This window comes from Mesorhizobium sp. M0571 (genome assembly GCF_040320985.1).
GTDB lineage: Bacteria > Pseudomonadota > Alphaproteobacteria > Rhizobiales > Rhizobiaceae > Mesorhizobium.
This window is the reverse complement of sequence record NZ_JAMYQT010000035.1, coordinates 40,700-52,188: the sequence shown is the minus strand read 5'-3', so window position 1 is coordinate 52,188 and position 11,489 is coordinate 40,700. Positions and strand designations below refer to the sequence as shown.

General features: G+C 64.2%; 11 protein-coding genes. 5 read left to right on the top strand and 6 right to left on the bottom strand.

The genetic code is table 11. The annotated features are described in order from the left end of the window. The coding region (locus tag NKI85_RS28375; protein WP_352532801.1) for a transposase at positions 1–501 on the top strand (501 nt) is incomplete at its 5' end. A 561-nt stretch (positions 502–1,062) separates the two neighbouring features. After that, positions 1,063–1,338: a hypothetical protein gene (locus NKI85_RS28370; protein ID WP_352529228.1), complete on the top strand. Its 276-nt coding sequence runs from the start codon at positions 1,063–1,065 to the stop codon at positions 1,336–1,338. A gap of 70 nt (positions 1,339–1,408) precedes the next feature. Here NKI85_RS28370 and NKI85_RS28365 read toward each other — a convergent pair whose 3' ends face one another. Continuing rightward, positions 1,409–2,164: a crotonase/enoyl-CoA hydratase family protein gene (locus NKI85_RS28365; RefSeq protein WP_352529230.1), complete on the bottom strand. Its 756-nt coding sequence runs from the start codon at positions 2,162–2,164 to the stop codon at positions 1,409–1,411. Between the two features lie 37 nt (positions 2,165–2,201). Beyond that, positions 2,202–3,965 carry an acyl-CoA dehydrogenase family protein gene (locus NKI85_RS28360; RefSeq protein WP_352529232.1) on the bottom strand — a complete coding sequence of 588 codons (1,764 nt, stop codon included), beginning with the start codon at positions 3,963–3,965 and terminating at the stop codon, positions 2,202–2,204. Between the two features lie 237 nt (positions 3,966–4,202). Here NKI85_RS28360 and NKI85_RS28355 point away from each other — a divergent pair, with 237 nt between their 5' ends. Then, on the top strand, positions 4,203–4,433 hold the full coding sequence (locus NKI85_RS28355) for a hypothetical protein (RefSeq protein ID WP_352529234.1): 231 nt from the start codon (positions 4,203–4,205) through the stop codon (positions 4,431–4,433). A gap of 121 nt (positions 4,434–4,554) precedes the next feature. Next, a complete protein-coding gene (locus NKI85_RS28350) occupies positions 4,555–5,709 on the top strand; it encodes a glycoside hydrolase family 25 protein (RefSeq protein ID WP_352529236.1) in 1,155 nt (384 codons plus the stop codon). 21 nt (positions 5,710–5,730) lie between these two features. Here the strand turns inward: NKI85_RS28350 and purD are convergent, their stop codons facing one another. Continuing rightward, a complete protein-coding gene (gene purD, locus NKI85_RS28345) occupies positions 5,731–7,008 on the bottom strand; it encodes a phosphoribosylamine--glycine ligase (RefSeq protein ID WP_352779348.1) in 1,278 nt (425 codons plus the stop codon). A gap of 156 nt (positions 7,009–7,164) precedes the next feature. Between purD and ubiA the strand changes: the two genes are divergently transcribed. Continuing rightward, positions 7,165–8,148, top strand: coding sequence for a 4-hydroxybenzoate octaprenyltransferase (gene ubiA / locus NKI85_RS28340; RefSeq protein WP_352529240.1), 984 nt, complete (start codon positions 7,165–7,167; stop codon positions 8,146–8,148). On the opposite strand, the gene NKI85_RS28335 is transcribed toward ubiA, so the two are convergent. From NKI85_RS28335 to NKI85_RS28325, 3 genes are all read right to left on the bottom strand, one after another. After that, positions 8,149–8,715 carry a DUF6101 family protein gene (locus tag NKI85_RS28335; protein ID WP_023674094.1) on the bottom strand — a complete coding sequence of 189 codons (567 nt, stop codon included), beginning with the start codon at positions 8,713–8,715 and terminating at the stop codon, positions 8,149–8,151. A gap of 185 nt (positions 8,716–8,900) precedes the next feature. Continuing rightward, positions 8,901–10,331, bottom strand: coding sequence for an FAD-binding oxidoreductase (locus NKI85_RS28330; protein WP_352529242.1), 1,431 nt, complete (start codon positions 10,329–10,331; stop codon positions 8,901–8,903). Positions 10,332–10,340: 9 nt separating this feature from the next. Further along, positions 10,341–11,312: an L-threonylcarbamoyladenylate synthase gene (locus NKI85_RS28325; RefSeq protein ID WP_352529244.1), complete on the bottom strand. Its 972-nt coding sequence runs from the start codon at positions 11,310–11,312 to the stop codon at positions 10,341–10,343. Between the last annotated feature and the right edge of the window lie 177 nt (positions 11,313–11,489).

Genomic DNA, 11,489 nt, shown 5'->3' with positions numbered 1-11,489 from the left:
GAGGAACAGATACTCAGCCTGCTCCCGGAATGGAACCAGCGCCCGGTCGTTGACGCCTTGCAGGCGATGCGCGGCATCGCGCTGATCAATGCCGTGGTGCTGGTCGCGGAGGTCGGTGACTTCACACGCTTCTCAACCCCCCGCCAGCTCATGGCCTATTTCGGCCTGGTCCCCGGAGAACAATCGAGTGGCGAGACCGTCTGGCGCGGCGGCATCACCAAGACCGGCAACACTCATGCCCGGCGCGCGCTGGTCGAAGCCGCCTGGGCTTACCGGATGAGAGCGCGCATCAGCCGGCACAAGGTCGACCGGATCGAGGCGCTGCCAAAAGTCGTTCGCGATATCGGGTGGAAAGCGCAAGTTCGACTGTGCACCCGATATCGTCGGCTGAGCGCGCGCGGCAAGAATGCGAACGTCGTCAATGTCGCCATCGCACGCGAGATGGTGGGCTTCATCTGGTCGATCGCCTGCACAGTTCAATCCGCGCCAAAGGCGGCGTGACCACTATTTGACAGACAGCCAGCAGAGGAGATCGCAAAAACCCAAACATCAGCCTCGGCGCGATATGCGGCGCTGGAGGCGGGACAATGCCGGGGAGCCCTCGTCCCCACTATGAGCCTCGACGCTCGCCACCTAGACAGAGGCAGCCCCAAACGAAACCAGGTCATGCGGCTCGACCCGCGGATGAGAGATTGTTGACCGACGTTCAAGTCCCGCCTCTTGCACCTCATATCCGCCGTACAAGTGCCTCGACCGCCGATCGGATCGGCGGGCTGCAGCTTATGTCAAAGGCCATTGTCAGCAATCATGAGAGTGGGGACACCCCAGTGGGGAGATGTCCGGCCGGCGCGAAGGATCACTATAGAGCTGTAATTCTGCGCCGCTGCTAACCGCTCAAAATCACAGTGGCGATGGACTGGAGATCCCTCCGTTTCCACCCTCACTATCACGATCTCGTGTGCGTGAAACGTTCCAGCTTGCGGGGACGAACCATGAAAGGGGCTCAACGCGCCGCAGGCGCAAATTCAGGAGGACGCAATGCATTCACTCAGGTTGGTCACGATGGCCGGTCTCGTCGGCCTTTTTGCTTCGCAGGCCTTTGCGGAGGACGCGATGGGGACAATGACGATGATGAAGGGTGGGGAGGTCATGGCGATCATGCCCGATGGGCATATGGGCACCATGATGCCCGACTCGAAGATGAGCGCCGAGATGATGAAAATGGCGAAACCGATCAAGCATTGCATGATGTTGATGACCGACGCCAAAGGCAAGACATTCATGATCGATACGTCTTCGGCAAAGGCTCAGGCCGAATGTAAAAAAATGGCGATGTGACAAAGAAATCGTGGTGAGAACCCGCCGGCTGCTGCCGACGGGTCCACGATGGGATACAAGGCCAGAAGGTCTAGCCGGCTTTTTTCCTGGTCATGAAGGCGGTCAAGGCTGCGCGGGCCTCGTCGGACTTTAGCCGCTCGCGGAAATGCTCGCTCTCCTGGCCGATGCGGTCGACAAGGTCGTCGCGCGAGCCACGCATCAGATCGCGCGCAATCTTCAGGGCTTGCGGCGGTTTGGCCGCGATCTGGCCGGCGGCCGCCAACACCGATGCTTCGAGGGCCTCTTCCTCGACCATCTCGTAGATCAGCCCGGCGGCCTTCGCGCGCTCGGCCGAAAAGCCCTCGCCAAGGCCAAGCAGCGCGAAGGCGCCTTGCCGGCCGAGGATCTGCGGTGCGAGCAGGCTCGAACCTGCCTCTGGCACCAGGCCGAGATCGACGAAGGGTGTCCGGAACACCGTGCGCGGCGTGGCGAAGGTCAGGTCGCAATGCAGGTTGAGCGTGGTGCCGATGCCAACCGCAATGCCGTCGACGCCGGAAACCATCGGCTTTTCCACTTTGGCCAGCGCCATCAGGAAATCCCAGACTTCGGAGCCGCCGTCGCCGCCTAAGGCAACAACCATGAAATCGGCAAGGTCGTTGCCGGACGAAAAGGCGCCGGGCACGCCGAGAAAGACATGGACGCGGATCGCCGGATCGGCGTCGCCGCCGGTAAGAGCCGCCGACATGGTCGCGTACATAGCGCGGGTCAGCGCATTCTTCTTCTCCGGACGGTTGATGCGGATGATCTGGATGGCGCCCTGGCGCTCGACGAGGATGTGGTCTGTCACGGATCGATCCTTTGTGAATTTCGGCACGTTGCGAACGTCAGGCTGAAATCAGCGCCTTGCCGGCAACCGCGAGGCTTTCGGCGCCGCCGACGACGCGCTCCCTCAGGGCATCCACCTCGCCCAGCAGGTTCTCGGCGAAGAAGCGGCAAAGCGCGATGCGGCTTTGATCGGCAAGCGCGCCGCGCGCCAGATAGACGCCGCCCGCGGCAAGCGAGATCAGCCTGAGATAAGGTGTCGCGCCGGCCAGCGCCTCGTCCGAACGGCCTTGGTCGAGCAGGTCTTGCAGGAAACGGGTCGCCTGTGACAGGTCGTCGAGCGCCTGATCGAGGCGATCGGCGGTGCGGCCGAAGCCCTCAACATTCGACGTTCGCACCGCATTGGCGACGGCCTTGAGCTCGGCGATGTAGCCATGCACATGCTGACCGCCGCCAAGCGGCAGTTTGCGCATCACCAGATCGATCGCCTGGATGCCATTGGTGCCTTCGTAAATGGGCGCAATGCGCGCGTCGCGATAAAGTGCTGCGGCCCCTGTCTCCTCGATGAAACCCATGCCGCCATGCACCTGCAGGCCGAGCGAGGCGACCTCGACGCCGACATCGGTGGAAAACGCCTTGGCCAGCGGCGTCAAAAGATTGGCGCGCTCCTGCCAGTGCTTTGCATCTTCGCTCTCCGACGCGAGATCGATGGCGTGGGCGCAGGAATAGCAGATGGCGCGGGCAATCTGGGTCAGCGCCTTCATGGTCAGGAGACTGCGCTGTATGTCGGGGTGATGCACGATCGGCGCCATGCCGGCACCGCGATAGCTTGCCGCCTTGCCTTGCCGGCGATCATTGGCATAGGCGAGCGCGTTCTGCGTCGCCGCCTCGGCAACCGCGACGCCCTGAATGCCGACGGCAAGGCGCGCATTGTTCATCATGGTGAACATGCAGGCGAGGCCTTTGTTCTCCTCGCCGACCAGCCAGCCAATCGCGCCGGGCGTGGTGCCTTCGAACCCATCGCCATAGATCATCGTGCAGGTCGGCGAAGCGTGGATGCCCAATTTGTGCTCCAGCCCGGAGCAGAAGACGTCATTGCGCCCGCCCAGCGCGCCATCGTCGCCGACCAGGAATTTCGGCACCAGGAACAACGAAAGGCCGCGCGTGCCGGCCGGCGCGTCCGGCAGCCGCGCCAGCACCAGATGGATAATGTTGTCGGTGAAATCGTGCTCGCCATAGGTGATGAAGATCTTTTGCCCAAAGATGCGGTAGGTGCCGTCGCCGGCCGGCTCGGCACGGGCGCGCAACGCATTCAGGTCCGAGCCGGCCTGAGGCTCGGTCAGGTTCATCGTGCCCATCCACTGGCCGGAGACAAGCTTTTCCAGATATTTGGCTTTGAGCGCCTGCGAGCCATGCTTGTCGAGTGCTTCGACCGCGCCCATCGTCAGCGTCGGACCGATGCCGAATGCCATTGCAGCCGAGTTCCACATTTCGAGCGCGGCGACGCCGAGCATGGTCGGCAGTGCCTGGCCGCCATACGCTTCCGGCGCCGACAGGGCATTCCAGCCGCCGTCGATCCAGCGGCGATAAAGTTCCTTCCAGCCGGGTGGCGTCTTGACGGCAGCGCCGTTGAGCACCGCGCCTTGCTGGTCGCCGATCTTGTAGAGCGGCGCCACCTCCTCACCGGCGAAACGCCCGGCTTCCGCCAGAATGGCATCGACGAGGTCTTCGCCGAATTCGCCAAAAGTGCCGGCATCAAGCGCCGGCTTCAAGCCGGCGACATGCTTCAGCGTGAAGGCAATTTCCTCGACCGGTGCCCGATACATGCCGTTCGCTCCTCCTCAGTCCGGCCCTCCTCAGTCCGGCCCCCCGCAGTCCGGCAGGTCAACTTAAGACCCGTGCCGAGGCAAAACCATCTGCTTTCGGGCTTCCCTGTCCATGTTCTTTTTACGTAAACGTCAAACTTTGTCACGCAGATTTTGCAATTGCTGCGACGCAGGCTAAATTCGGCAAAGCCGGACACGTTCGACCGGCGGAATCAAGAATACCGGATCGGACCGCCCGTGCTCGCCAGACCTGACGCCTATCGCTGCATCGAATGCGGCCTGCCCTACCGGGCGGCCGGTTTTTGCTATCATGAAGGTAAGATCGAGAACGGCGCATCCTATTGGTCGGATCGCGGCATTCTGTGTTCGCCACAATGCTCGCTGGCCCATCATCGCAAGCGCGAGGCCGAGGGGACGCTGCCGCAAGTGCCGGCGCCCGACCCGTTTCAAATCCCCTCTCGCCATTGACGACGATCAAAACCATCGACGGAGAAGCTGTCCGAGCCGTGTCATCCGCGGGCCGCAGCCGAAAGCATTTCCTTAACCATGGCGGTTCAGGATTGGGCTTTGGCCAGCAAGGACCTGCTGTTTGAAAACGCCGGCGCACCCTCTTGTCCGCTCAGCGCTTCTCCTCGTCGCGGCCGTGACCTTGACGCTGACGCCGGCAAAGGCCTCGGATTTCTCCGAACCGTGGAAGGATGCCGACCGGGCACTGGTCGTCGACGCCTACGAATACAATTCCATCGACTGGGCAGAGCTTGCTACCGACAAGCGCCTTGTCGGCTTCATCAACAAGGCGTCCGACGGCATGCCGCCACCCTATTTCTGTTTCGGCGACGAGACCGAGGTACGGCTCTGCAAGACGCTTTGGAAGCGCCATGCGGTGGCGCGCGAGCTGTTCCAGACGCGCAAGGTCGTGGCCAAGGCGCTTGGCTTGAAATGGGGCGCCTATCACCTCGCCCGTCCCGGCAATCCGGTCGGCCAGGCCAATCATTTCATCGATTTCGCCGAACCCGGGCCGGACGACCTGCTTGCCCTCGACATCGAGGACGACGACCCGACGCAGTGGATGTCGCTCGACGACGCCGAGGAATTCGTCCGCCAGGTGCATCGGCGGCTTGGCCGCTTCCCGGTGCTCTACACCAATGGAACAACCGCCAGGCATATCGCCGACAACAAGTACAAATACCGGCTGCTGTCGCGGCTGCCGCTGTGGTACGCGCGCTACAAGCCCGACATCGACGTGCATTTTCCAATGGGCAATTGGCAAGGCTATGCGCTTTGGCAGTTTTCGGCGCGGGCAAATTGTGGCCGGTTCCGCTGTCCTTACAGGGTTGCGGGCACGCCCAACGACATCGACGTCAACGTCGCGCCGATGAACGCGACGGAATTGCTCGCGCAATGGCCGTTCGGCGGCCTGATCGACGTGCAGCCGGATTACCTCGCCTCGATACCGGTGCCGCTCTCACGCGAAGCCGGGCTCGCCGGCGGCGCCATCACTTATGCTAGCGTGACGCCAGCAAGCTTCGAGGAGATGGTCGCGGTATTCAGGGCGCGCCTGGCCAGGTTCAGCAGCGGCTTTCAAATGCCTGCGGCGAAGGCGGCGCTGAGCCTTCCGCGCGGGATTGCCGAATATGTTGCCTGGACGCGAAACGAAGAGCGCCTGGCATCGGTGTCTGGAATTGCCCCCACCGCCGATGCGGTCAGCAGCGTCTCGACCGGATTCGACCGCGGCCTGCGCTGAGGCTGAGGGCCGCCTGAAGCGTCAATTCGCCTGCTCGCGCGCCACCGCCAGCCAGCCAATGTCGCGGCGGCAAAAGCCTTGTGGCCAGTCGATCCGGTCGAGCGCGGCGTAAGCCTTCTTCTGCGCCTCGCCGACGGTGCGGCCGGTCGCCGTGACGTTGAGCACGCGGCCGCCATTGGCGACGAGTGCGCCGCCGTTGATGGCGGTGCCGGCATGAAATATCTCGACACCGTCACCTGCCGCCGCCTCGACGCCGCGAATGACCGAGCCCTTTTCCGGCGTGCCGGGATAACCCCTGGCTGCCATCACCACGGTGAGCGCCGCTTCGTCGCGCCAGCGCACCGAGGTGTGCGCCAGCTGGCCGTCGGCGGCGGCGTTGAGCAGGACCAGGAGATCGTCCTTCAGCCGCATCATCAGCACCTGGCATTCCGGGTCGCCGAAACGGGTGTTGTATTCGATCAGCTTCGGCCCCTTGTCAGTGATCATCAGCCCGGCAAACAGCACGCCGGAAAACGGTGCGCCTGTTTCAGCCATGCCGCGCATGGTCGGCTCGACGATCTCGCGCATGGTGCGGTCAATGATCTCCGGCGTCATTACCGGAGCCGGCGAATAGGCGCCCATGCCGCCGGTGTTGGGGCCGGTGTCACCGTCTCCGACGCGCTTGTGGTCCTGCGCGGTGCCGAAGGGCAGTGCGGTGGTGCCGTCGCAAAGGCAGAAGAAACTTGCCTCTTCGCCGGTGAGAAACTCCTCGACCACCACTTCCGCGCCGGCCTGGCCGAAGGAGCCGTCGAAACAGGCATCGAGCGCGGCCAGCGCCTCGTCAAGCATCATGGCGACGGTGACGCCCTTGCCGGCAGCGAGGCCGTCGGCCTTGATGACGATCGGCGCGCCCGCCTTCTCGACATAGGCCCTGGCCGAAGCCAGATCGCCGAAGCGGCCATAGGCGGCGGTCGGAATGCCATATCTGGCGCAAAGGTCCTTGGTAAAACCCTTCGAGCCTTCCAGCCGTGCCGCTGCCTTTGACGGGCCGAAGACGCGGATGCCCTCGGCGCGCAGATCGTCGGCAATGCCGGCGACCAGCGGCCCTTCCGGCCCGACCACGACGAGGTCTATTTCTTTCTCGCGGCAAAACCGGACCACCGCTGCGTGATCCGCAATATCGAGCCGCACCAGCTCGGCTTCGCGGCCGATGCCGGGATTGCCGGGGGCAGCGTAGAGTTTGGTCAGCAGCGGCGACGCCGCGATCTTCCATGCCAGCGCATGTTCTCGTCCGCCGGAGCCGATCAGCAAAACACGCATGCCCAGATTCCTCACCGTTCCACGATCAAGACTGCGCTATTGCGCCCCGCCCGACGGGTCAAGACATTTGGATGCTCCTGCGGCGATTGCGCGTGGCGAGCGTGCCGGGCATGCTTCACGCTTGACGGCATTCGCCTCTGCTGCCACTCCAGCAAAATGGAAACCGTCCAGTCGAAAGCGGCCCAGGGCCGCGTCGCCGATGCGCCGAGCGGCCACTGGGTCTATCGCGCGCTGCCGCGGGGATTGTGGCCCTATGCGCAGCTTGCCCGGTGGGACCGGCCGATCGGCTGGCAATTGCTGCTGTGGCCATGCTGGTGGTCGGCTGCACTTGCCGCGAGCGCCTATCCGCGCACTACGGATCCGCTGCTCTCGCTGCTGCCGGCGCCGTGGTATCTGCTGCTGTTTTTTCTTGGCGCGTTCGCCATGCGCGGTGCCGGTTGCACCTACAATGATTTGGTCGACGAGGATATCGACAATCAGGTGGAACGCACACGCTCACGGCCGCTGCCGGCCGGCAAGGTCACGCGCCGGCAGGCCTGGATATTTGTCGTCGTTCAGGCACTGGTCGGGCTCGCCGTGCTTTTGCAGTTCAACAGCTTCGCCATCCTGCTCGGCATCGGCTCGCTGGTCATCGTCGCGATCTACCCGTTCATGAAGCGATTTACCAACTGGCCGCAACTGGTTCTCGGCCTTGCTTTTTCCTGGGGTGCGCTGATGGGATGGGCGGTCGAGTTCGGCGATCTCGATGGCCCGGCCGTCATGCTCTATATCGGCTCGATCCTGTGGGTGATCGGCTACGACACGATCTATGCGCATCAGGACAAGGAAGACGATGCCATCGTCGGCGTGCGCTCGACCGCACGCCTGTTCGGCGACAATACCAAGGCCTGGCTCGTCGGGCTCTATGGCGGAGCGCTGGTCTGCTTCGCCATCGCCTTTGCCTCGGCGCAGGCACCGGTGCCGGCACTGGCCGGGCTGATCGCCGCCGGCGCCCATATGGCACGGCAGATTGCCGTGCTCGACATCGACGATCCGGACCAGTGCCTAAGGCTGTTCAGATCGAACAACCAGGTCGGCTGGCTGATCTTCCTCGGCCTGATCGGCGGCGCGGTCTGGGTGGCGCTGAAGCCGCTGGTGTAGCTATTCCCGCGAAATGAGCTCCTCGCCGCCGATGACCAGCCTGAGGCCGAGGTCGCCGGCGCGGCGGCGGGCCAGGAAGCGTGGGCGGCGCATGGTCGAGACGCGGCCCTTGCGGCGGTCCTGCGCCGGCAGCGCCTTGATGGCGGCGCCAAGCGATTCTTCCAGCGTGCGGGCAATGCCGTCGGCCTCGATCAGAAGCATCGGCAGGCGGTAGGCATCGGCCCAGGCGCGCCAGTCGGCGGCGACATCGTCGAGATCGTCGGCCACCAGCAGCGGCACCGACAGCATCGGGTCGTTGTGCAGAAGCTCAAGCGTCACTGTGACATTGCCATCCGGATCCTCCATCGCGCGGGCGGCGACGCCGCGAAATGCGTTGGCGGGCAGAGCGATGATCGCCGGCACGCCGCTCATCTCCAGCGTGCGGCGGATAACCGCGCCGCGCTGGTCGATGGTGAAGGTAACGTCGCCATAGTCGTCGCGCGTGGCGTAGCTCACCACCTGCGGCAGGCGGAATGGGTCGAGGCGCATATTGCGACCGGCCCAGACTGGCTTCAGTCCAGTGTTCATATCGTGCCTTTCCTGTTTCTCCTGAGAGCCGGTGTTTCCGGTTCTCCGGGCCGGTTTTCCCAGCCTCGTTGTGGAGAAACATTAGCGCGGGCTTCTTATCCCCGCGCTTAAGAAAGTCGGTTAAATTTTGCTGATCTGGGGCGGATGGTTATCGGAATGCGAACCGGCGCAAGCCAGCGAAAGGATCAGATAACCTTACCGGGATTCATAATGCCGGCCGGGTCGAAAGCGGCCTTCACTCTGCGCATCAGCTCGATCGCCATCGGCGGGGCCGTCGCGATCAATTCGTCCCGCTTCAACTGGCCGATGCCGTGCTCGGCCGAGATCGAGCCGTGAAACGAGCGCACAACGTCGTGCACGGCCTTGTTCATGGCGTGGTACAGACCGAGAAACGCCTCGTCATCGCCGCCGACCGGCCGTGATATGTTGTAGTGCAGGTTGCCGTCGCCCATATGGCCGAAGCAGACGACGCGTGCGCCGGGGCTGACCGATTGCACGGCGCCGGCGGCCTTTTCGATGAACGGCGGGATTGACGCCACCGGCACCGAGATGTCGTGTTTGATCGAGGCACCTTCCGGCTTCTGCGCCTCGGGCAGCACTTCGCGGAAATTCCAGAACGCGTCGCCCTGGGCAATGCTTGCCGCGATCACTGCATCGCCGACGATCCCTTGCTCGAGGCCTGCCGACAGCACCTCCTCGATCAGTGCCCTTGCATCCTCCGCCGAGCGCCCCGACGAGATCTGCATCAGCACATACCACGGCCAATCCCCGGTCAGGGGTCGCACCACGCCTTGCGCGTGGCGAAGCGTGAAGTCGTAAGGCCTCTGGGCGATCAGCTCGAAGGCGGTGAGAGCTGCTCCGGCGCGATCCATCGCCAGGCTGAACAGCGAGAGTGCCGCCTGCGGCGATGACAGGCCGGCAAACGCCACCTCGCGCCCCTTTGGCTTGGGGAAAAGCTTGAGCACGGCGGCGGTAATGATGCCGAGCGTGCCCTCCGCGCCGACGAACAGGTTCTTCAAATCGTAACCGGTATTGTCCTTTTTCAGCTTGCGCAGATCGTCGAAGACCTCGCCGGTCGGCAGCACCACTTCGACGCCGAGGCAGAGCTCACGCGTATTGCCATAGGCGAGCACGCCGGTGCCGCCGGCATTGGAAGAAAGATTGCCGCCGATCTGGCAGGACCCTTGCGCGGCAAGCGACAGCGGAAACAGCCGGTCGGCGGCGTCGGCCGCTTCCTGCAGCGTCTGCAGGATGACGCCGGTTTCGACCGTCACCGTGTTGGACAGGGTATCGATCTCGCGAATGCGGTTCAGCCGCGACAGCGACAGCACGATCTCGCGGCCGGAAGCGTCCGGCACCTGGGCGCCGACCAGCCCGGTGTTGCCGCTTTGCGGCACGATGGGCGTGCCCGTTTCGGTCGCCAGCCGCATGATGCGGCTAACCTCGTCAACGCTGCCCGGCCTCAGCACCAGCGCCGTCCTGCCGTGCCAAAGTCCGCGGCGCTCGGCGAGGTAAGGCGCGATGTCCTGCTGGTCGCGCAGCGCATATTTGTCGCCGACAATGGCTGCAAAGCGCTCGATGAGGGCGGGGTCGATATCCGGCGAAATGTCGTTCATGGGTGGAAACTATGGTGCTCGATCGATCTTGTCACGCGGGGCGGCGGCGCGCGAAAGCCGGTCGTTGATCGCCTCGCCCAGCCCGTCGAACGGGATCGGCTCGACGGCGATGGTTTTGGCACCGCTGGCATCGAGATCCTGCATGTAGGCAAAGAGATTGCTCGCCGCCTCACGCAGGTCGCCGGTCTCCGACAGGTTGCGCAGGGCGGCTGCATCGCGCCAGCCTTCGGCACGGCGGCGGCCGAAGGCCAGCAAGGCTTCGCCCGGTGCGACCTCCGCAGCATTGAGCCGCACTGCCGCACCTGGCGCATAGTGCGAGGCGAGCATGCCGGGCGCCTCGATGCCCGAAGCGCCGCGCAGCAACTTTGTCCCGGCCACTGCTTCGATCTCTTCGGCGGCAATCCCGCCCGGCCGCAGCAGCCGCAGCTTTCCAGCTTCGACCTTGACGATGGTCGATTCCAGCCCGACCGGCGCCGCGCCGCCGTCGACCACAAGCTTGATCCGGGGACCGAGATCGGCGGCCACGGCTTCGGCCGTCGTGGCGCTGATCCTGCCCGAGGAATTGGCGCTGGGCGCTGCCAGCGCGCGGCCGAACCTGGCGATCAGCTCGCCGCCAAAGCCTTTCGGCATGCGCAGCGCGATCGTTTCCAGGCCGGCGGTGACCAGCGGATGAATGCCGTTGCCGGGCCGTTGCGGCAGCACCAACGTCAGCGGCCCCGGCCAGAATGCCTGCGCCAATCTTTCCGACAGCGGGTCGAACAGCGCGATGCGCTCGGCCATCGCCGGATCGGCTATATGGGCGATCAGCGGGTTGAAGCGAGGTCGGCCCTTGGCTTCGAAGATACGAGCCACGGCAACGCCATTGGTCGCGTCGCCGGCCAGCCCATAAACGGTCTCGGTCGGGATGGCGACGACATCGCCGCTCTCGAGCAGCGCCAACGCCCTTTCCATCGCCTCGCCGACGGCACAAATTTCAGCCACTGTCGTCACCTCACGGATGCGGGTGCCTAATACGGCGACGCCGGCGGAGCAAGTCCGGGCGTCGGCGAATCGCAAATCGCTAAAATGCAATGTTTCCTCGCAAGCCGGCATCAATTGCCCTCGGCTAGGGTGCCGTCGTCTTGGGCAAGGGGAATTGTCATGCTTTCGGTGCGTATC

Coding starts and splice junctions, on each gene's coding strand:
- NKI85_RS28335 (WP_023674094.1), bottom strand. CDS start 8,715: ATGAACACTGGACTGAAGCCAGTCTGGGCCGGTCGCAATATGCGCCTC.
- NKI85_RS28330 (WP_352529242.1), bottom strand. CDS start 10,331: ATGAACGACATTTCGCCGGATATCGACCCCGCCCTCATCGAGCGCTTT.
- ubiA (WP_352529240.1), top strand. CDS start 7,165: ATGGAAACCGTCCAGTCGAAAGCGGCCCAGGGCCGCGTCGCCGATGCG.
- NKI85_RS28360 (WP_352529232.1), bottom strand. CDS start 3,965: ATGTATCGGGCACCGGTCGAGGAAATTGCCTTCACGCTGAAGCATGTC.
- purD (WP_352779348.1), bottom strand. CDS start 7,008: ATGCGTGTTTTGCTGATCGGCTCCGGCGGACGAGAACATGCGCTGGCA.
- NKI85_RS28370 (WP_352529228.1), top strand. CDS start 1,063: ATGGCCGGTCTCGTCGGCCTTTTTGCTTCGCAGGCCTTTGCGGAGGAC.